This window comes from Chryseobacterium soli, assembly GCF_000737705.1.
GTDB lineage: Bacteria > Bacteroidota > Bacteroidia > Flavobacteriales > Weeksellaceae > Chryseobacterium > Chryseobacterium soli.
Window position 1 is genome coordinate 293627 of the sequence record NZ_JPRH01000002.1, and the last position, 22098, is coordinate 315724.

Annotated in this window: 20 protein-coding genes; 15 read left to right on the forward strand and 5 right to left on the reverse strand. The window is 37.3% G+C overall.

All coding sequences use genetic code 11. The features are described 5' to 3' along the window. Nucleotide 1 precedes the first annotated feature (1 nt). From IW15_RS06640 to IW15_RS06670, 7 genes are all read left to right on the forward strand, one after another. The gene (locus tag IW15_RS06640; protein WP_034710140.1) at nucleotides 2-304 is read left to right on the forward strand and encodes a hypothetical protein; all 303 of its coding nucleotides are present in this window, start codon (nucleotides 2-4) and stop codon (nucleotides 302-304) included. Nucleotides 305-347: 43 nt separating this feature from the next. Beyond that, on the forward strand, nucleotides 348-1391 hold the full coding sequence (locus IW15_RS06645) for a hypothetical protein (RefSeq protein WP_034710141.1): 1044 nt from the start codon (nucleotides 348-350) through the stop codon (nucleotides 1389-1391). Between the two features lie 28 nt (nucleotides 1392-1419). Then, on the forward strand, nucleotides 1420-1911 hold the full coding sequence (locus IW15_RS06650; protein WP_034710142.1) for a DUF4280 domain-containing protein: 492 nt from the start codon (nucleotides 1420-1422) through the stop codon (nucleotides 1909-1911). A gap of 9 nt (nucleotides 1912-1920) precedes the next feature. Continuing rightward, complete coding sequence (locus tag IW15_RS06655; protein WP_034710143.1) at nucleotides 1921-4131, forward strand: hypothetical protein; 2211 nt, start codon at nucleotides 1921-1923, stop codon at nucleotides 4129-4131. A gap of 83 nt (nucleotides 4132-4214) precedes the next feature. Continuing rightward, nucleotides 4215-4838 carry a hypothetical protein gene (locus IW15_RS06660; RefSeq protein WP_131368512.1) on the forward strand — a complete coding sequence of 208 codons (624 nt, stop codon included), beginning with the start codon at nucleotides 4215-4217 and terminating at the stop codon, nucleotides 4836-4838. A 3-nt stretch (nucleotides 4839-4841) separates the two neighbouring features. Next, nucleotides 4842-5618 (forward strand): hypothetical protein, encoded by a 777-nt coding sequence (locus IW15_RS06665; protein WP_131368513.1) that lies wholly within the window; start codon nucleotides 4842-4844, stop codon nucleotides 5616-5618. Between the two features lie 60 nt (nucleotides 5619-5678). Further along, entirely contained in the window at nucleotides 5679-6029 is a 351-nt protein-coding gene (locus IW15_RS06670; protein WP_131368514.1) for a hypothetical protein, read from the forward strand. 100 nt (nucleotides 6030-6129) lie between these two features. Here IW15_RS06670 and IW15_RS06675 read toward each other — a convergent pair whose 3' ends face one another. From IW15_RS06675 to IW15_RS22315, 3 genes are all read right to left on the reverse strand, one after another. Further along, entirely contained in the window at nucleotides 6130-7914 is a 1785-nt protein-coding gene (locus IW15_RS06675) for an endonuclease (protein WP_051881831.1), read from the reverse strand. A gap of 215 nt (nucleotides 7915-8129) precedes the next feature. Beyond that, nucleotides 8130-8657, reverse strand: a complete 528-nt coding sequence (locus IW15_RS06680; RefSeq protein WP_034710313.1) for a DUF4136 domain-containing protein — start codon at nucleotides 8655-8657, stop codon at nucleotides 8130-8132. A gap of 1 nt (nucleotide 8658) precedes the next feature. Continuing rightward, entirely contained in the window at nucleotides 8659-8841 is a 183-nt protein-coding gene (locus IW15_RS22315) for a DUF5522 domain-containing protein (protein ID WP_084681376.1), read from the reverse strand. A 39-nt stretch (nucleotides 8842-8880) separates the two neighbouring features. On the opposite strand from IW15_RS22315, the gene IW15_RS06685 reads away from it, so the two are divergent. The 7 genes from IW15_RS06685 (at nucleotide 8881) to IW15_RS06715 (ending at nucleotide 16720) form a co-directional block, all read left to right on the forward strand. After that, complete coding sequence (locus tag IW15_RS06685) at nucleotides 8881-9207, forward strand: hypothetical protein (protein ID WP_034710314.1); 327 nt, start codon at nucleotides 8881-8883, stop codon at nucleotides 9205-9207. A gap of 318 nt (nucleotides 9208-9525) precedes the next feature. Next, nucleotides 9526-10434: a 1-aminocyclopropane-1-carboxylate deaminase/D-cysteine desulfhydrase gene (locus tag IW15_RS06690; protein WP_034710147.1), complete on the forward strand. Its 909-nt coding sequence runs from the start codon at nucleotides 9526-9528 to the stop codon at nucleotides 10432-10434. Between the two features lie 15 nt (nucleotides 10435-10449). Next, nucleotides 10450-11505, forward strand: a complete 1056-nt coding sequence (locus IW15_RS06695) for a glucosaminidase domain-containing protein (RefSeq protein ID WP_034710148.1) — start codon at nucleotides 10450-10452, stop codon at nucleotides 11503-11505. Nucleotides 11506-11576: 71 nt separating this feature from the next. After that, nucleotides 11577-12860: a glutamate-1-semialdehyde 2,1-aminomutase gene (hemL, locus tag IW15_RS06700; RefSeq protein WP_034710149.1), complete on the forward strand. Its 1284-nt coding sequence runs from the start codon at nucleotides 11577-11579 to the stop codon at nucleotides 12858-12860. A gap of 319 nt (nucleotides 12861-13179) precedes the next feature. After that, nucleotides 13180-14511 (forward strand): amidohydrolase, encoded by a 1332-nt coding sequence (locus IW15_RS06705; RefSeq protein ID WP_034710150.1) that lies wholly within the window; start codon nucleotides 13180-13182, stop codon nucleotides 14509-14511. Between the two features lie 46 nt (nucleotides 14512-14557). After that, nucleotides 14558-15403 (forward strand): AraC family transcriptional regulator, encoded by an 846-nt coding sequence (locus tag IW15_RS06710; RefSeq protein ID WP_034710151.1) that lies wholly within the window; start codon nucleotides 14558-14560, stop codon nucleotides 15401-15403. Between the two features lie 78 nt (nucleotides 15404-15481). After that, entirely contained in the window at nucleotides 15482-16720 is a 1239-nt protein-coding gene (locus IW15_RS06715) for an amidohydrolase (RefSeq protein WP_051881812.1), read from the forward strand. Nucleotides 16721-16957: 237 nt separating this feature from the next. On the opposite strand, the gene IW15_RS06720 is transcribed toward IW15_RS06715, so the two are convergent. After that, complete coding sequence (locus IW15_RS06720; RefSeq protein ID WP_034710152.1) at nucleotides 16958-18379, reverse strand: hypothetical protein; 1422 nt, start codon at nucleotides 18377-18379, stop codon at nucleotides 16958-16960. Nucleotides 18380-18417: 38 nt separating this feature from the next. After that, nucleotides 18418-21204 carry a TonB-dependent receptor gene (locus IW15_RS06725; RefSeq protein ID WP_034710153.1) on the reverse strand — a complete coding sequence of 929 codons (2787 nt, stop codon included), beginning with the start codon at nucleotides 21202-21204 and terminating at the stop codon, nucleotides 18418-18420. A gap of 192 nt (nucleotides 21205-21396) precedes the next feature. Between IW15_RS06725 and IW15_RS06730 the strand changes: the two genes are divergently transcribed. Further along, the gene (locus IW15_RS06730) at nucleotides 21397-22077 is read left to right on the forward strand and encodes a response regulator transcription factor (RefSeq protein WP_034710154.1); all 681 of its coding nucleotides are present in this window, start codon (nucleotides 21397-21399) and stop codon (nucleotides 22075-22077) included. The last annotated feature ends 21 nt before the right edge of the window (nucleotides 22078-22098 follow it).

Consider the following 22098-nt stretch of genomic DNA (forward strand, 5'->3'; position numbering starts at 1 on the left):
TATGAAGAAATATCTCGCAGTAAGAATAGGAATTGCATTGATCGGTTTTGTGCTGATCTACTGCTATGCTCACTGGGATTCCTGGTTTCATACCCATCAGTCGATAGGAGGAAACGATGGAATGTCAATTCCTATGGATCTTGTTTTGAATATCAGCTGGGGAGCCCTTTGGTGTCTGTTCATTTTGATAGAAATGATTGTAAGTTTTTTCACAGGAAGAAATAAAGAAAACAGAAGTATAAATGTCGTATTACTCATAGCAGGAATTATTTTTCTGGGTATATACATCGCCACTATTAAATAAAATCTACCTGCAGAAAGGATATTTCTGATGCGGGATCATTAGTATGGAGAAATTTAACAAACATATCGTTCAGAAAAATGAAACCTTAAAAAGTATAGCTTCTCTATACAATCTGTCCACCGATGTGGTAAAAGGCTTTCATAACAACTCCTGCGATGTTAAAGATATGATCCTGATTGATCTCACCGGTCAGAAAGAAATTTTTGTCCCGAGAACAGCCGTTACAGATAAAAACAGGTTGGTGGAATTTGGACGGGGAAACAGCCTGATGTTCCAGCCTCAAAAAACATTTTCAAGATACGGGGTGACCATTACTATTGAAAATGGAGACCGTAAAAATGAATTAAAATATGAAACTTCTGTGCGATGGCTTAATACAGAAAATAAGCTGCATTTTTTTGAAATCGACAGAACATCAAATTTGTATCTGAACGAAGAAGAAGTGAATGAAATAGCAGATCTTCTGGCATACAAAACATCCAAAGTCTTATATCCACTTCAGATAAGTGTGGATGAGACCGGAAAATTCAATGATATTGAAAACCTTTCGGTCTTTAAAGAAAGATGGGCAGGTGTTAAAGAAGAAGTGTACAAGGAATTTGATGGAGAAACCGTAGATCAGTACTGTGAAAAAATCGAAAAAATAATACTGCAGCCGGACGGGATAAGCCTTTATCTGAAAAATGATTATTTCCTCCGAGCTTTATTTTTCGGAATCTATCAAAGTTTTGGAAAGGACTATCAAACAGAGCTCATAGAAACCTTTCCGGTTGTTAATAATCCGGTAGAGCCCAAGTATGGAATACAGCTGGAAATAGACCCTCTGAAAGATGAATACGGTCTTATTAATATAGAAGGACAAGGAAGATTGAATGATGAAAGAACCGTTTATGATTTTATAAATCGGTCGCCTTTCTCACTGATTATTGATGATCATCCAACAATCAATCATCAGGGAACTTTCAGATTAATGTGTTATCTGAATGAAGAACATACGCTGCCGAAATCACTCTACGTAGAATGCAGTATTATGTTGGAGGAAGAAAAGAAAATCTCTGCATCCGTTTCAGAGATAGATGAAAATTAAATGACCATTTCACTAAAGATAAATTAATATGGCAGAAAAACATATTGTAGTACAAGGCGCTATGTGCAAATGCCAGTTCGGACAGCTTCCGGATAAGCTTAAAGTACTTACCCATCAGAAAGAATATGCCAATGATAAAAGCGCAGCCAAAAAACTGATCGTTACCACGAAAGAAATTGGAGCTGCAACATTTGAGAAAAATACCTTCGGAAACTGTATGAAAATGGGAGTGCCGCCACCGCCATGTAAAATTATGGTCACCGAATGGCAGAAGTTTTATGAAAAAGTACAGCTCAGTAACGGCGGATACATCATTCTGGAAGACAGCAAGGCCGTGTGTGCCATTGCAGGTACTCCATGCATTGAAATAATCGACCACGGACAAAGAGCCGAAGCGGGCCAGCAAAATTTTAAAAATGCTGATCAGGATGTACAGCAGCAGATTAATCCTTTGGTGGATGCTGAATCAATGTACAGCAAACAGCCTAAGAATGAAGGTATAGAATTTGGGAAACAATAACGGTAAGCCATGGCAAAAGGGATAAAAAGTATAAAGCAGCAGCAGGTAGTCGGTACCAGTGTATATCTGGTCGTAGATCAATGGCATGATGGAACCACAGAAGCTGACAAAAATAAAAAAGTAACTTGGCTGTGTTTTGCACAGGACAGGAAAACCCCATTGGATACAAGAGTATTGGATTCAAAAGACAGCTACATCATTAAAATACCTTCAAAACTGGCAGGTTCTTACCGGTATTATGTAGAAGCAAGCCTATCCGGTAAAAAAGATCCTAAAGCCAATACAGGTCTTGATGTCTTCGGAACCGCAACGAAAAAAATAGTCACCAGCAAATGGTGCACAAAACCCGATGCAGAAGACGTCAGAAAAACCTATGTTTTCTCCTATGGCCATCTGGTGTATTTAGGACTCGAAACAGAAGGGCTCAATGGCGATAAAGTGATTGTAGACGTTTACAGACGCGTACCTGGCGGCGGCGGGGCAGATGATGATCAGCATATGGATACCTACACCAATGTTCAGGTAATAGATGGGGAGGTCAACCTGAAAATGGGGAATACCTATAAATGGTTTGGGAAAATAAAAAGACCCAATGCGACTGAAGAATTTTATGTAAAAGTAAAAGATGCTTCCGGGCAGTATGTCACTGACGGAAAGGATAAAATTCATGCCCGGTTTCTTAGAATAAAAAATCAGGTGGTCAGTAAAAATGTAGAAACGCCCACCAACCATACCCCGACCAAAGTTGATAAACCTGATATAAATTTTAAAAGATACGAGCCGTGCAGATATGATAAAATCATTGTTCATGATAAGGATAGTAATAAAGATGCCTTTGACTTTACATTATATGATCCTTTACAGAAGAAAAATATTACACGATACGAAACACTGGCAAAAAGCAATGAAGAAGGAAAAACAATTGATTTAACATTTGAAAAAACAACCAATAAGGGATGCTTTACAAAACCTTCCCATAAAAAAGAAGTTGAAATCTATATCAACGGGAAAAAGCAGAGAACAGAAATTCTGAAAGGGGATAACTATGCACTACCGATTCAGGCAAGTGCCAATACGGTCTTATTGAGGACAAGTCCGGAAGTCTTTTTTATTACCCCGGATTCTCCAACTACCTATAGAGTGGTGAGCAGAACCTGTGCACAACCTGGTAATCCTATTGAGATAGTGGTATATCCCAATGTGGAAAGAGAAGTTGCATTTGTCTTAACAATGCTTCCCACTTATAATAGGGAACGAAACCTGAAATTTACCAAGCAAGAATCTTTAACGAGCTATAATAAAGAAAAAAGTTTAAAGCTAATTAGGGATGAGGTAGAAACATTGATACACACAAAAGGGGGATTCGGGTTTGGACTTCAGGCTAAAGTAAAAGTTGATAATATTGAATCATCAATTGAATTAGGAAGGACAAAATCTCAAATTAAAAGACTTATTGATTTTTATTATAAACTCAATGAATATCTTTCGATGTTTGATGCTGGTAACAAGGAGAGCCAGGATTTAGAATATAAAGTCAGACCAGGCATTAAATGGACTTTTGATGTAGAACCTCCCAATATAGCCTTAGCCCTTAGATTTACAAATAGGAAAGTAGGAAATACCCAGCAAGTTGTAACACAAATAACGGGTGGAGTAGCATTAAAGCCCATCGTTAAATTCAAGATTGGAGTAGATCTGATGTCATTACTTCAGTTTATGGGACTGGGAGGGAAGATCGCAGACTGGATAAAAAATGTTTTGGAAGCCAAATATAAATTTACAATCTATGTAATATTTGAAGCTTTTTTGGAAGCAAAAGGAGAGCTCACTATGGCCTATAATAAAATAGAAGGGTTTGGACCTGGACCAAGAAAACTTCAGATTGAAGCCGGAGTTGCCATTAAAGGAGGCGCTAAAAGTACAGAGTTTGTGACGGTAATAGTCCCTGAACCAGATGGAAAACCACAAACAGTAAAAGTTGAAAAATGGAAAGGCGAGGCTTCAGGGACAACCTCTTTTGTGTATACTTATGAAATCAGTTCAGATAAAAAAGGACAATACAGCCAGCATAAATTAGAATTTACTGGTATTAAAGCTACAATTGTTGTATATTCTATAAAACAGGGAATGAAATATAATGAAAGCTACCGGAAAGATTTTACTATTATAGAAAAGCCCGATGAACCAATTGCAAAATCGGAAAAAGAATATACCATATGAAAATAAACTACATGCGTGCTGTTTTCTCACTCATTCCTATATTAATCTGTGGTGTATTACTGTATTTATTGTACGTAAATAAAGTGAAAGGAGTTCTCATATGGGGAGTGGTTTTACTTACCATGGCAGTTTTTATTTTTGTATTTATCTCATCTTTTATGAGTACAGGAAAATTTCAGACAGAAGAAGAAGCTAATAAATATAAAGGAAAAATACTTTATAATAATGAATCCTTTACGATTGTTACCTATTCCAAGGATTTTGTTGTCAACTGGAATACCATAGAAGCTGTTTTTTTTATAAACACACCACCTCTTGATGGGGAGTATCATAATAAAGAATACAGAATTTTTCTAAATAAAGAACCTGTAATTATAAACAAAAAACCACTAAAATGGTATGATAAAATCTTGCCCGCTCCTAAAAAACAGGAATACCCAATGATTAAGATTGATGATTATTATAATATCGATTTTAATACATTGTATCCGTCAATAGAGAAGTTTTTAACAAACGAAAAAATGCCATCGACCCTCTTAAATGGCAAATTTGGAAATCAGGTAGAATACAGTAAAAAAGAAAATACAATCATAGGAATTCCTTATGATAAATTGTTGATAACAACGGGCCTTTATAAAATATTTGATAAAGGAAGCCATAGTGAAGGAGAATTGAAAGAGTATAGAAACAATGCCACAAAAATATAAACAATGAACAAACCTATATATAACTTTGAGATAAAAGCATTTTATTGTTTGATAGAATTGAAAATTAATGATATTCTAGTCTTTTGTCATTATGAAGAAAATGGGAGTATATGGGTGGACTGGCCAATAAATCAATATATGTTGGAAGCTGGAATTCAATCTTTTGAAGTGAAAATACTGCCTTACAAAAATCATGAAACACTGTCTGAAAAAGCACAATTGGAAGTCGGTATACATTCCGTAGATGCAGATGATGATAGCAGGATAGAAATCCTGGAAAGAAAAGAAGTTTCCATTTCAGATAAACAGCAACTACCAGCCTTCATCCATAAAGGTACTTTCAACGCAAAGATTCCTTATAAAAATACAGGTTGGAAAAATTCAATGAACATAGAAAAAGAAGACGGAAAAAAGCTTTTGTCGGAAATATTGCAATGGAACTCCAAACTTTTGAATATTTACACCTCTTCAAATATTGAAGAATACAATAAAATATATACTGACCGGGATAAAGAATTTGCCGCTGCATATTATATTGAATATGAAAAAAATACTTCAGATGTTTTTCATTCAAAATTTAAACACTTAACAGCTTTGCCCAATGATTTATATCAATTGGTTTTTTATGCAGGTGGAAAGCTGGCAAGTGTTAAATTGCCTGATGAATTACCAGGATTTACCTACGATCCGAAAATTAAAGATGAAAATGGATTAGGAATCAGTTTGATTTTGTTTTTCCACAGGAAAAAACAAGGCGAGCCTTTAGAAATCATACGATAAAAATCATCAGAAAATAAATCTGCGAAGATTCACTGAGTGCAGACTCTTAAAATAAATACAATGAAATACCTCTTAATTTTTTTAAGTTGTTTAGCCGTGTTGCAGTGCAATTCGCAAAAAGATGAAGATCCCAGACTTTTGGGCCAGTGGGAGGGAACCCTTAAAGATGCACAGACAGAAAATCCCATCGGGAAAATTGTGCTGGAATTTACCAAAGACGGAAAATTCGTCCAGTATGTAGGACAGGGAAATTCGCAAAACATCATCCCATCTACCTATACTGCTCAGAACAATACAATCATTTCTACAGATAAAGCCAATGAAAAAGATGAAAGTCACTATACCATCAAAAATGATACTCTGATCATTACGTACCAAGGCTTTGAAAATAAATATGTAAAACGTAAATAACAGAACAAAAAAGTCTCAAAACTGACAAAACAAATATTGGTTATCAATAAAAAATCCTTCTCCTGAATCAAGAGAAGGATTTTTTTATTACCCTATGTTTTTACTTCACAATAAACTTTAAAGAAGTCGTATCAAGCATTAAAATATAAACTCCCTGTTCAAGATTTTTAATTCTAATGGAATTTCTATTTCCTGTAAAAGGTTGGTCAATACTTTCCATTACTTTACCCTGGAGATTATAGATCACCGCTTTTTTGATACCTTCCGTATTCCCTTTCACAAAAATTTCCTGATGTGAGATCGGGTTAGGGGAGATTTGAAGACTTTTGGAATCAGTCAGCGCAGCAGAAATACTTTGTTTAGCGGTACCTGAATAACATGTCCAGCTTAGATCATCAATAGCAATACGGTTGGAAGATGAAGGATTTTCCAGCGTTACAACCACATTTCCTGAAATATTAATATTGTTGATAGTGGTAGTGGTTGCCGTAGTACTGTAAGGAATCGTTCCTACGGTCGTACCATTTACTTTAACCGTAAGAGAACTGTTGCTTCCGGAAAACTTAAGCTGCGTAGTTACCGTCAAAGAACCAATACCATTGCTTGAGCTGCTCGAAGTTAATGAACCGTCTCTTACCGTAATGGCTTTATTGGAAATCGTCTGATCTGTTCTTGCATCCGTTGCAGTCCATGTGATACCACTGTTGGTCCATGTTCTTGTAGCATAAGAAGCGCTGCTTGCAGGGATTGTTTCAAACGTTTCATTCACACAGTTGGTAGATGAAACAGTTCTTGCATTGGTCGTTCCGGAGATTGTTGAGCTGTTGGATGAAGAATTTCCGGCAGCATCTTTTGCCACAACATAGAAATTATAACCCGTTGAAGGAGTGAGTCCCGAGATCGTTGCTGAAGTAGAGCTCACTGTAGTTTGTAAACTTCCGTTCATATAAACAGCATAAGAAGAAACACCTACATTATCCGTAGCGGCATTCCACACAAGAGAAATACTGTTGGAGGTTTTTGCTGAAATACTAAGATTAGCAACGGTAGTAGGAGCCTGAGTGTCTGATGCAGGTTGCTGAGAACCCCAGATTTGATTCGCATAGCTAGAATTATCAATGAATGGGTTTCTGTTTCCCTGATACGCATAAGAAGCATTATTTCTTACAATTTCAGCCTGGGAAACCGGATCCTGATTGTTCCAGGCCAGTAAAACATTCAGCTCCCAGGTCTGAAGTCCGGGAAAAGCACTGCTTCCCAGCATATCACCTGAAGAAAAAGTAGACAGCTTACTTTGATAACGGGTTACAAAATAAAAGATCATTCGCGCTACATCCCCTTTAAACTCATCAATAGGCTCAAAAACAACCCCGGAATATCCTGACGAAATAGAATTTCCAAGCTTTGAACCATTTTTAGAAGTAAAACTAGCGGTCCCTACTTTTCCGAAAGGATAATTAGACCTCATTCCATTCACTTTTCCATCCGTAGCCCTGATGAAGTTAATATCAGAAACCATTGGCGAAGCCTGATTAAAAAGACTTTGAGGAACAATATGTTCCCTGTTGTAGCAGTTTCCCTCTACAGAATAAGTACCGCACTGGCTGGTACCCGGCGTAAACTTATAAGGATCTGCTGCGGTTGGTTTTTCAGAATAAATATCCATAATAGAACCGTCATTTTCATAAGTTTTATCGATATCGGTGGTTTTATAGGCGGTCCAGAGTCCGTTATATCCTTTATCCTGGTGTCCATTGGTAATGATCGAGCTCAATGCCGTTTTTAAAGCTGCTCCCGATAATCCGTTTGCAGAGGTGTAATACCCTGTGGGAGCCTGAGCATTGGCAGCTCCGGCCCATACAAGAAATAAGATGATTTTTTTCATAGTAATATTATAATGTACCGTAAGAATACTATATTTTTTTGAATGAAAAATTACATTATTGTTAAATTTAATAGGCATTGCATTTAAATTCAACTAAAAGATCGCCTAGCGTCTAAGAATATCACTATAATGAATAGGGAAATGATTGCTAAGCAAAATAAAAGCCAGCACAAAAAATTGCGCTGGCTTTAATATAATGATTGATTTAAATCCTGTTATTTTCTTTGAGGAGGATAATTTTTCATAATTTCCATCATGATTTCCGGAATCTGTCTCTGTTTTGCTTTCGGAGAATCTACAGAAATTCCGCTTCCGATACCCTGCCAAACCAATTTTTGACTTCTTGCATCTACAAGATCAACGATAATGGCTCCTTCATTATAATTGCTGGTCCAGGTTCTGTTCATTCCAACACCCCATCCGAAAGGGCCGCCCCAACCCCACATTCCATAAGGAGCGCTGCTGTTGATATCGGTTACTTTTTTGTGGTTTGCTTTTACATTCACGATCAGATCAGGATTTTCACCCGACTGAAGACCTTTACTTTGTAGTTGTTTCGACAGTTCGTTTAACACCCTGTCCTTATCAATATCATTCAGTTTCAAATCATCGATTCTTATTTTATACGTCTTATAAGAATTGAAATTCGCAGTGTCGGCATAATCAGAACGTACCTGGAAAGGACTGCACGACGTGAGGCCCAAAGTAGCCGAGGCTAACAAAATAAAAATATATTTTTTCATTTTATTTATTTTTTTTATCGTTTTTAATGAATGTATCAGTCTTTTTATCGTATCCATAAGGGCAGTGCCTGCAGCCGCTCTTACAGCAATGTCCCCTTTTTAAATGGAATTTTTCCGTGAAAACCTTGTACCCCTGTTCGTTATAGTAAAAGTCTTCGTGTTCTTTGATGTCAAAATGGGCCATAAGTTAAATCTTAAGTCAAAAAACTTTTATATTTGTTATATGATAATTGTATGCCAAAAGCCATTAAAAAAACTTAAAATTAACGGCATTGCTCTTTTTCCCTTTATCTTCGTAAGGAAACCCGAAGATAAGGAAAATAAAGAACTTATCAATCACGAAAAAATCCATTTGAGACAACAGCTGGAAATGCTGATCATTTTCTTTTATATTTTTTACGTGATTGAATATTATTACTGGTTTTTTACCCTAAAAGACAGCTATCTCGCCTATAAAAGAATCTCATTTGAAAGAGAAGCCTATGCCCATGAAAATGATTTACATTATCTGAACAAAAGAAAATTCTGGAGTTTTCGGAAATATTTTTGATTAAAGATTAAAGATTAAAGATTAAAGATTAAAGATTAAAGATTAAAGATTAAAGATTTTTTGAAATAAACATCAATAGAAGCGGGTTTTAACCCGTTTAAAAATAAAATAAAAAAAACAAAATTCCTCTGGCTTTAGCCAAAATACACATTTTAATCCCACAAAATATACCCCCAACATCTGTGAAAATCCGTGTAATCTGTGGTAATAGAAAAGACTTTCCATGACTTTTATCTCCAAACAAACCATCAACTTTAAAAAACACTAATTTTGTTATCCTAAATTTTTACATTAATTAATTTTATCATTAATCCAAAAATGTTATTACCAATTCCATCCGAACCTGTATCCATTCAGGAGATTCCCGTCAATAAAAATGTACGCCTTTTCATGAAAAGAGAAGACCTTGTTCATTCTGAAATTTCAGGGAATAAATATTGGAAGCTGTTTTATAATGTGAATACCTATGTAAATAAGAATTCTGAAAAACCTTATATCATTACTTTTGGCGGTGCTTTTTCCAATCATATTGCTGCTGTGGCTGCCGTTGGAGAAATGTCAGGAATTCCCACATTGGGAATCATACGGGGGGAGGAACTCCATGACAAATGGAGAGATAATCCCACTTTATATTTCGCCTTTAAAAAAGGAATGAATCTGAAATTTGTAACCCGGGAAGAATATCGGAACAAAGAAAAATTATCCGAATTTTTACAGCAGGAATTCCCGGATGCACTGATTGTTCCTGAAGGAGGAACCAATGAAGAGGCTATAGAAGGTGTGAAAATGATGCTCAATAACGAAACAAAAGATTTTGATTATCTTTGCACCGCAGTCGGAACCGGAGGTACCGTTGCCGGGATATCCAAATTTTGTGAAGAAAATCAGAAAGTTATAGGATTTAAGGTCGTAGACGACTCCTCTTTGGAAAATAAAATTTTTGAACTAACTTTAAAGAGAAATTTCAATCTAATAGATTCATGTTGGGGCGGTTATGGTAAAATAAAAGATGAAAACATCCGTTTTATTAATGATTTTAAAGAGAAATTTGGAATTCCGTTAGAACCGATCTATACAGGAAAAATGATGCAGCGGGTGTTTGAACTCATCGATGAAGGATACTTTCCTGAGAACAGTAAAATTCTGTGCTTTCATACCGGAGGATTACAGGGAATTGAAGGAGCAAATTTGCTTTTAAAGAGACAAAATAGAAATTTAATTATATAAGTAAAATTGAAAAACATGAAAAGACTTTTCTTACTCGTAAGCCTTTTAGTTTTATCAAAATTCTCGGCCCAGACTTGGGCTACTGAAGACCAATACATCCAGAGATTTGCCCAATATGCGGTAGAAGAAATGGAAAAGTATAAAATTCCTGCTTCCATCACGCTTGCCCAGGGACTTCTGGAAACGGGCGGCGGACAAAGCAGATTGGCTCAGGAAGGTAAAAATCACTTCGGAATAAAATGTAAAGAAGACTGGACAGGAAAAACCATGAAACATACGGATGATGCTCCCAATGAGTGTTTCCGGGTGTATGATGATCCAAGACAGTCGTATGAAGATCATTCAATATTTTTATCAACAAGAAAATATTACACGAATCTTTTCAATCTGGACATGAAAGATTACAGAGCATGGGCATACGGCCTTAAAAAAGCGGGATATGCTACAAACCCCCGTTATGCTTCTATTCTTATTGGTAAAATTGAACGGTACAAACTCTACGAATACGATAATACCAACTCTTCAGAAGTTCTGTATGCCGTTCTTAGAATGTATCCTGATTTAAAGGATGACAGAAGCTTTATGGCAAAATTGGAGCCATCAAAAGCAACACCTAAAAGAGAACCGGTTACCGTAACGGTACCTTACAAGCAGACCACTTTTGCCCAGCAACAGAAAAGAGTCGAAAGAATCAAATCAAAAGCAGAAATCCTGAATTCTATTTTAATTTTAAGCCATCCTAATGAAGGCCTGAAATATATTGTGATTCCTGAAGATACCACCGTGAAGTTCATTGCCAATAAATTTAAAGTTAGCGAAAGCAGACTGATGAAGTGGAACGAGCTGGACAGTGATGTTTTAAAGAAAAACGAAATCGTCTTCCTGGAATCAAAAAATTCTACAGGAAATACAGCTACATATAAAGTGGCATCAGGAGAAGATATGCATGCTATCGCTCAAAAATTTGGAGTTAAATTAAACAAATTATATGCTAAAAACAGAATGGATGAAGGACAACAACCATCTGCAGGGCAGCTGATTTATTTAATAGACAAAAAACCTAGAAATTAATTTTTATTGATCGTCATCTGTTACAATGGTAAGGTAACCATTAACAGCCAGGATCAACCATCAATCAACATATGAAGTATCAAAGAAGTTCGGCTTTATTCGATGAAGCTTACCAATACATTCCCGGAGGAGTAAACTCACCGGTTCGGGCATTCAAATCAGTAGGAGGAGTTCCTGTTTTTATGAAATCTGCGAAAGGAGCTTACCTTACAGATGAAGATGACAATACCTATATCGACTATATCAATTCATGGGGTCCGGCAATTTTAGGACATACACACCCTGAAGTTTTAGAAGCTTTACAGCTGCAGGCAGAAAAAGGATTCTCTTTCGGTGCCCCTACAGAACTGGAGACGCAGATTGCAAAATTCATCGTAGAAAATGTTCCTAATATCGACCAGATAAGAATGGTTTCTTCAGGAACGGAAGCTTGTATGAGTGCGGTACGATTGGCAAGAGGATTTACGGGAAGAGATAAGATCATTAAATTTGAAGGGTGCTATCATGGCCATTCAGATTCATTCTTGATTAAAGCAGGAAGTGGTGCTGCCACTTTCGGAAATCCCAATTCTCCGGGAGTAACGGAAGGAACAGCAAAAGATACCCTGTTAGCCCGTTACAATGATGTTGAGCAGGTGGAAGACCTTTTCCGTCATAATCAGGGACAGATTGCGGCAATTATCGTTGAGCCTGTTGCCGGAAACATGGGCTGCGTGCTGCCTGAAAATAATTTCTTACAGAATTTAAGAAGGATCTGTGACGAAAACGGAGCTTTACTTATTTTTGATGAGGTAATGACCGGTTTCAGACTGGCTTTCGGAGGAGCTCAGGAACTTTTCAATGTAAAGGCTGATTTGGTGACTTATGGAAAAGTAATCGGAGGTGGACTTCCGGTAGGTGCTTTTGCAGGGAGAAATGAAATTATGGATCAACTGGCACCAAAAGGAAGAGTGTACCAGGCAGGAACATTAAGTGGGAATCCGCTGGCCATGAGAGCAGGGTTGAAGACTTTACAGATCATTAAAAATGACGAAAACTTCTATAACAGAATTAATAAAACAGCAGAAACCTTAGACTTTGAAATCGGAAAAATTTTAAATGAAAAAGGAATTTCCCACAGAATTAACAGAAAAGGATCGATGATGTCGGTGTTCTTCAATATTAAAAGTGTTTCAAATTTTGACGAAGCTCAGGAAGCCAATCATGCCCTGTTCAACAACTTCTTCCATCAGATGCTTACCAATGGAATTTACCTTCCGCCAAGTGGTTATGAAACGTATTTCATCAGTGATGCCATCAAAGATAAAGAGATTGATATGACATTAGAAGCGGTTAGAAAATTTGATTTTTCTTAACAGTCAATCATTACAGATAAAAAAGGGATGAGGTTTTACAACTTCATCCCTTTTTATTTTAGGTAAGTATATGCAATTGATCATAGCCTTTATTGCTTACTTATGCTGCTGTCATTCTGAATGTAGCGAAGTGAAATGAAGAATCTAATTGATAAACGGGATTTCTCCTTCCTCGGAATGACAATAGAGGTAAAAGCGATGAAGCCATCTTATAAAAATACAGATCACTACTTACCCCAATAAATCATACAAATCTTGTGATAAACCATACACGCTATTCATTTCTATTCTCTTTAATTTTGTAACAAACAGATTGTAAATGAACCCTTCAGACAGTATATCCCGTAAAACTTTTATTAAAAATTCAGCTTGGGCCATGGCAGGACTTACTTTAGTTCCTGATATCATCAGTGCGACACCATTTTTTGATGACCCAAACCAATCAGCAGACGGGAAAATGAGTTTTAAAAATGTCCGTTTGGAGACCGGGTTTATCTATGAAGAAGGTGAAGTCGTTTCAACCCAAACCGATTTGTTTTATCTTGAAACCGAAAATGGAAAAATCACGAAAGTTTCTGCAAATCTTCCTAATGCAAAAGCAGTGGATGCCAAAGGAATGCTGATGCTTCCTGCCTTTAAGGATATGCATATTCATTTAGACAAAACATTCTATGGAGACCATTGGCAGGCCGTAAGAAAAAGAACAGGCGGAGTAAAAGGAATGATTGCCCTCGAACAGAAAATCCTTCCTGAAATGCTGAGAAACTCAACGTTGAAGGCGGAGAAAATGATTGAACTGCTTCAGTCAAAGGGAACCTCTTTTGCAAGAAGCCATGTGAATATTGAACCGACTTCAAAATTAGAATCCTTAAAAAATCTACAGAAAGCTTTAGATCATAAAAAGAAAACTTTTGAAGCAGAACTGGTTGCTTTTCCGCAGCATGGAGTGTTCTATACAGATTCGGTTCCGTACCTGAAAGAGGCGGCGAAAATGGATATTGATTTCATTGGTGGGGTAGATCCTTATACCATCGACGGTGCTATCGAAAAAACAATCGATTTTACCGTTCAGTTAGCATTGGATCATCATAAAGGTATTGATATTCACCTGCATGAAAGTGGAGAATCAGGCCTGAAAACCGTAGAATATTTAATTGATAAAGTCAATGAAAATCCTGCTTTAAAAGGAAAAACATATTTGAGCCATTGTTTTGTATTGGGTAAATTAGACAAGGCAAAACAGGAAGAGATGGCCGAAAAATTAGGAAATGCACAGATCGGAATTGTATCAACAATCCCGTTTGGAAGTCTGATTATGCCGATTCCGACTTTATATAAACATGGGGTGACCGTTCTCACAGGAAACGACAGTATTGTAGACCATTGGAATACGTTCGGAAGCGGAAGTGTACTGCAGAAAGCCAATCTGATGGCTCAGCTGTATGGCTATTCCACTGAATTTTTATTGTCAAGAAGTTTAAAACTGGCTACAGCCAATATACTGCCGCTGGATGATAAAGGAATTCAGCAGTGGCCGAAAACAGGAGATCAGGCTGATTTTGTCTTCTTGAAAGCAAGCTGTTCTGCGGAGGCAGTTTCCAGAATTTCGAACGTTGAATCGTTAGTTCATCAGGGAAATATAGTTTTTTAAATACAACCTCGGGAAATTTACTTATTTTAGAGAGTAAATTAACAGAGTGAGCCACCAGCCAGATTATTTTCCCGTGTTAGGAATTCATGAATTCAGTGAAAATCATTCGCTGGGATCTCATCTGGTGTTTAATGAACTGCATGGAGAACGTTCTATTGATGAACCTCACAAGCACGATTTTTTCATCATTAATCTTTTCGAAAAGGGCAGAGGAATACACACAATTGACTTTATAGAACATAAAGTGGAGGATCATCAGATCCATCTTGTTTTCCCTGATCAGGTGCATCAATGGATCATTGAAAAAGAGACAATAGGCTATCAGCTGATGATCAGCCGGGGATGGTTTGAGAGCTTTCTTCCGGCCTTACGGTTTTCTGCTTCGTATTATCAGAACCATCCAGTTATTGGTGTTTCAGAAGTAGTGTTTCAATCTCTTTTGTATGAATTTCAAACGATTCAGAAAGAGCTTGCTGCAGAAAATCCTTTTTGGGAATTGATCCGTAAACGAAGCGAACTGATCGGTTTACTGGTGAGTAAATCCGTGGAAGGTACTTTCAAAGATTTTGAAAATTATACTTCAAATCCTATTATTACTAAATTTTTAAACTTAATTTCCATTCATTTTAAAACAGAACGTTCGGTTTCTTTCTATGCAGAAAAACTGAACATTTCTGCCAATTATCTGAATATTGTCTGCCGGAAAAATTTAAATACTTCGGCTTCATCACTCATTCAGGATCGGATTCTCCTGGAAGCGAAACGACTGTTGAAGGTTTCTGAAATGTCGGTAAAAGATATTGTGTATGACCTCGGTTTTTACGATCACGCCAGCTTTTCAAAGTTTTTTAAAATGCAGACCGGAATGACACCATCACAGTTCAAAGAATAATCTATACAAAACAAGACATAATTGATACCTCTTCTTCCGAAACAGGGAGTGTAATTTTGTAGGGTTAAAACTTAGACTATGCAGTTTCCCTATCAAGCACCCGTCAAAGGAAAATATTCACTGAAAAATGTCCGTCTTGAAACGGGTTTTGAATATGATGATCGAGAGGTCATAAGAACTAAAACCGATGTATTCTGTATTGATATTGAAGATGGAAAAATCAAAGCAGTACATCCCAATGATACGGCTGCAGATGCGGTGGATGGGAAAGGTTTTTTGATGCTTCCTGCATTCAAAGATATGCATGTCCATTTGGATAAAACGTTGTATGGACTTCCGTGGCAGGCTCTTTCCCCGAAAAGAAAAACGGTAAAGGATATGATTACCTACGAGCAGGAAATTATTCCCGAACTTTTAAAAACGTCAGTGGAACGTGCAGAACAGCTGATCAGTCTGCTGCAGCATTACGGAACCCACTTTGCAAGAACGCATTTTAATATTGATCCCACTTCAGGTCTGAAATCACTCGAAAATTTAGAAAGGGCGCTGGAGAATAAGAAAGATTCTTTTACCGCTGAACTTGTTGCTTTTCCACAGCATGGACTGTATTATACTGATTCAGTTCCTTTGATGAAAGAAGTAGCGGCATTTGAAAGTGTCGGTTTTATCGGTGGCCTGGACCCTTACAGTATTGACGGAAATATAGAAAAGGTAATGGACTTTACCGTACAACTCGCTTTGGACCACGGAAAAGGAATTGATATTCATCTCCATGAATCTGGAGAATCGGGGATGAAAACCATTCATTATCTCATTGATAAAGCCATTGAAAATCCCAGGCTTCAAGGAAAAATATTTATAAGCCATGCTTTTGCATTGGGACATCTCTCTCCAAAAGAAACGGAACATATTGCCGAAAGATTAGCTGCCGGAAAAGTGGGAATCGCATCTTCGGTGCCGTTCAGAGGAACGATCATGCCGATTCCTGTATTGAAAAAATATGGGGTAGAAGTGATCATAGGAAATGACAATGTGCAGGACTACTGGAGCACGTTCGGATCTGGAAATATGCTTCAGAAGGCACATTTAATTGCAGAATTATACGGATATGAAACGGAATTTGAGCTTTCAAGAACCCTGGAATTTGCCACGCAGGATATTCTTCCATTAGATGATCAGGGAAATCAGCAGTGGCCCAAGGCAGGCGATGATGCAGCGATTGTTTTAGTGGATGCCGGCTGTTCTGCGGAAGCCGTATCCAGAATGTCTGAAGTGAAAGCTTTGATGCATCATGGAAATCTCTTTTGGAAAGACTGAAATTTGAATCCTTAACCAGAATAATGTCAGGAAGTGTGAAGCTGGAAGAGAGGGGAGTATTAACGGTTCAATTTCAGCTTCCAACCTCCTTCTTCCAGCTTCTGGCTCACCTCATAGTAAAAACTCACGTAACTTATATTTTTTAATCCCTTGTTTTTTGAACGGAAACGGCCCGGAAAATTTTCCGGGCCGTTTCTTGATTGTTATGAATAAAATTAGTTGCTTCTTGTGATAAGCTTATAAATTGAAGTTAGTCCAACCTGCATACCAGGTATCATTAGCATCTTTTACCGCTCCTCTGAACGTTACCGGAGTAAACCAGCTTGTTAATTTAGTGTGTGTAAACAAACCACCTGTTAATAAAGGAGATCCTGCTGCAGGGGAGAAGTTAGGAGTAGTTCCTGCCGGAGCCCATGCATTTGTTAATTTTACATCAGCAGCATACGTTAAAGTAGTGTTTGCTCCAGTGTTGAACCATGTTGTAAGATCTGCCAACGTATAGCTGGTTGGAGATGATGTAGAAGGTCCGAATTTTAAAGGAGTCGTGTTTCCTGCTAAAATATTATTCTGAAAAGCCATACTTGAATTAACAATGTTCGCATCAGTTGGTGATCCCTTCGTTGCATCAATGAATAAACCGATTGGGAATCCTGTGAATACAGAGTTGAATACAGAAATTGATGAATTTCTTCTCACCTGTAAAGCGTGCTGGAACAGAGAGTTGATTGATCCTGCATTGGTACCCGTGCTTGAAGAGTTGATTGGGCCAATGATCGTCATGTTCGAGAACGTAGCTGATGTTTTAGGAGTTAACGTAGAACCGTTAGCATCATTATCAGACTCAAATGCATTAGAACCTGAAACGTCTGCAACCTGAGGGTCTCTCACCGCAATTCCGAATTGTATTTTTCCTGAGAATCCATTGTCTGTATCAAAATCATCATCAAGACCTTTGTAAGAAATAAGGTGAGAACAATTTACCGTTCCTCCAAACCACTCAAAACTATCGTCATTAGCGTATGCTACTTCCACATAATCTACAGTCGTTCCGTTACCTACACCTCCGAATGTAATTCCATTGATTTCTTTGTCCGGTAGAAAAGCATATCCTGCATATTCCACTCTTACATATTTTAATATACCACTATTGTCAGCAGCATTGGTTCCGCCATAAAGACCAAGGCCTTCCGTATTGTTGATACCACCTTCGATTTCTCCAACTCCCGCTTGCCCATTGAAAGAAGCATTGGTAGGCGCAGCTCCCAATATCACAAGACCTGCCCAGTCACCTCTTTTAGGACTTGGTTTCTCTGATGTGAAGATAATCGGGTTGCTGGCAGTACCTTCTGCCATGATTTTACTTCCTCTGGTAATAATTAATGAACCGTTTTTGTCGGCTTCACCTACAATTTTAGTTCCCGGTTCAATGGTTAACGTAGCTCCGTTAGATACGTAAACCAATCCTCTTAACTTATAAGTTTTATTAGCTTTAAGGGTAAGATTGGATGTGATCTTTCCTGAAAGAATAAGGTTTTCAGTTTCACCGTTTCCTGAGCCACCATTTTGAACGATGGTCTCACCATCTTCTTCTATATTTCTACATGCAGTAGTAGTTACTAAAGTACCTAGCATAAAAGAATATAAGACGAATTTTTTCATATTGTAAAGAGTTAAATTATTTATAAATATTAATTGTATTAAAAGCTATAGCCCAACGTTAAACTGATGTTAGTACCCGTTAATCTTTCTATAGCAAGTGCATCGGCACCATCGTATTTTTTATTACCGTTCAGATCATGATAGAACTTTGCACGGCGGTTTAGAATGTCTGAAACATTAAGTTTGATTTCTCCTTTGTTCTGCCAGATCTTTTTAGCAACCTGGAAATCAAGCAAAGGTCTTGGTGCTTCCCAAATTGGTGGAACCTGATCGTTTCCTACATACAGAATTCTTCTTCCAATCATGTTGAAAAGTACAGTTGAAGTCCAGCCTGTTTTTTCAGCATCATACTGCATGCTTAAGTTGATCGTATAAGGAGACTGTCCCTGCATTGGTCGGTCAGTTTTTGTAGCTTCATCCGTTACTTTGTTTTTGATCAGGGCGAAATTTCCACCGAAAGTGAAGTTTTTAAGTACGCTCACAAAATCAAGTTTTTTTCTGAATTCAAGCTCAGCACCGTAAGCATCCGCTTTATCTACGTTCATGTAGTTAAACGTATTACTTGTTCCTACCCCGGATTGGTTAAAATATAATTCAATAGGATTTTTAAAATTCTTATAGAAACCCGCCACAGAAAGGATTTCTCCGTTTCTTGGGTACCATTCCCAACGAAGATCCGCATTCGTAATTTTCGTTCTCTGAATAAATTTATTACCGATTACTGTAGCTCCTAAATCAAAGTCATAGTATGCAAGCGGAGAAACTTCTCTGAATTCAGGTCTTACCACCGTTTGTGAACCGGCAACACGGATGTTCATGCTGTTGTTTACCTTAAAAGTTAAATTAAGCGCAGGTAAAAAGTCTGTAACACGCGTGTTAACAAAACGATCGTCACTTCTTTTCGTACTTCCCACCAATTGGTCAAAGTTTTCTACTCTTAACCCCCATACCGCTCTGAACCATGGTGTAAAATTGTTGTCCAATTGTAAATAACCTGCGTTAAGAATAGTATTGGCAATATATCTGTACTGGTTTCCTGCAATTTCGTCGAAAGTAAATTTACCGCCTTCCGTTCCAAAATTTTCTGGATTGAAAATCGTTTCAAATGGCTGGGAAAGTAATCCCTGGTTGTATCCTGCAAGTCTTACAGAGAAAGGTCTTGAATTGTAAATTCTGTCTTTTACCTGAAATAAATATCCTCCTTTTACCGTTTGCTTCTGTCCAAACATGGTGAAAGTCTTCGATAGATCCCCACCTGCATTATATAAATAATCACTCAGGGTAGAATAGAAAACACTTCCTGATTTTTGCGATAATCCGTTAGAGATCAAAGCAAGATAAGGGCTTCCTGTGATATCAGGATATTGATTATACTGAAGACGCTGTAATAATGGAATATATTGATCCAGGATACCAAAACTTCCGTACCAGTTCAAAGTAACACCCCCTAAAACATTAAGTTTATGCGTTCCGTTAAGCGTTGAATTGTAGAATGTAGTTTCTTTAAATCCGATTTCTCGCGCCATGATATTCGTTCCGTTGATCGGATCAAATTCAAAATCTTTTCCTGTTCTGAAAGACATATGGTTCACCGTGTTATTGGTGATGATGTTTTTCAGGGATATTTTATTGTCGCTGTTAAGCTTTAAAGTAAGATTCAGCAAACCTCCCAAAATGACGTCGTTGCTGTATTTTTCAGTGAAATAGTCAAAATTCGTGTCAGCAAGCTGGTCATTGATGGTAAAGAAACGGTTTTTAGATTCAGTTCTTTTTTTAGTGTTGCTGTAGTTAAGAACGGCGATAACACCTAAATCTTTTCCGAAAACCTTCGTGTTGAAACCTCCGTCTACCTGTAAGCTTACATTTTCAGGATATCCAATACTGTTATATCCTAATCCTTTTACATACTCCTTACCGATATTGGTTTTATCATTCTCATTTAAAATACTGAAACTGTTTTTTGCAGGCATATTGCTCGGAAGCTTTCTGTATCCGTCATCGATTCCAAGAAAATCCCATTTTCCGCCCTGCTGCATGTGAAATTCGTGATTCATGGTGATGGAGTTTCCGCCTACACCTACCTGAACATTGAAGAAATTTTTGTTGGGAATATCTTTGGTATTTACCTGGATAAGTCCTCCAGCCCACTCACCGCTGTATTCAGGGATAAACGTTTTATTGATCACCAAAGTTTCAATAACGTTTGCCGGGAAAAGGTCAAAAGAAAAAGTCTTTCGGTCCGGTTCAGTACTTGAAAGCTGAATACCGTTCAGCATCGCCTGGTTATAACGGTCAGATAATCCTCTTACAACGATATACTTTCCATCAAACAAACTCACCCCGGAAACTCTTTTCAGTACTTCTCCTGTGTTTCTGTCCGGACTTCTCTTAATCGCTTCCACCCCAATCACCTGAGATACGACCCCAGAATTTTTTTGCAAACCTATAGTAGAAGCTATCGTTTCTTTTCTGGCATTGGATTTTATAACAACACCCTCAATTTCTTTAGTGGATGGTTTACCCAAAACAATATCAAGATGAGTCGTGTTGTCGCTTTTTACCGTAACTTCACTGATCTCTTTCCTGTTGTATCCGTTGGACGTTACGGTAATAACATAGTTGGTTCCAGGTGACAGATTAATAGAGTAGTATCCGGAAATGTCAGTTGTTACTTCCTGATCATTCACTTTTACTTTTACACCTTCTATAGGATTATTGTCTTTCTCATCCAGTACCCTACCTTCCAAAACCTGACTTTGTGCAAAAGCATAGCCAGCAGAAAATAAGGCAAGTAGCATAATGCTCTTGTGGAGTTGTTTTTTCATTTTACTTTATCTTACTATATTCTTTCGACGCAAAGAAAGACAAGTTTAGTGGGGTAAATGGTTTAGTTAAATTTAATTTTTCCTTAACTAAACATTAACAAAACGATATTATTGTTAACTTTATGTGAACGATAACAGATTTATTAATCTGTGATTTAAAAATTATTAACTTTGACTCAGTAAAAATTGAAAATGAACCAAAAGAAAATCCTCTTAATAGACGATGAACTGGATATTTTAGAGATTCTGTCTTACAACTTGGAAAAGGAAGGCTACGACATCTATACAGCCACAAACGGTAACGAAGGTATCGATAAAGCCAAGGAAATTATCCCCGATCTTATCTTACTGGACGTGATGATGCCTGAAAAGGATGGTATAGAAACTTGTCAGGAACTTCGTAAAGTAAAAGAACTTCAAAAAACACTGATCGTTTTTCTGTCAGCAAGAAGTGAAGAATTTTCTCAGTTAGCGGGTTTTCAGGCCGGAGCCAACGATTATATCGTTAAACTGATTAAACCGAAAATTCTTATTTCTAAAGTAAACGCTTTATTGCAGCTGACCTCTCAGGTTTCCGATAATGCCAAGCTTATTGAAATCGGAGATCTTGTCATCGATAAAGACAATTTTAGAGTTTCTAAAAGCGGACAGCAGTTTTTGCTTCCTAAAAAAGAATTTGACTTGCTTTATCTTTTAGCTTCCAACACCGAAAAAGTGTTCAAAAGAGAAGAGATTTTAGAAAAAGTTTGGGGGAATGATGTGATTGTGGGAGAAAGAACCATTGATGTACACATCAGGAGATTAAGAGAAAAATTGGGAATCAACACCATTCAGACCTTAAAAGGAATAGGCTATAAACTCATAGTTTTATAGTTAAAAAAAACTAACTTTACC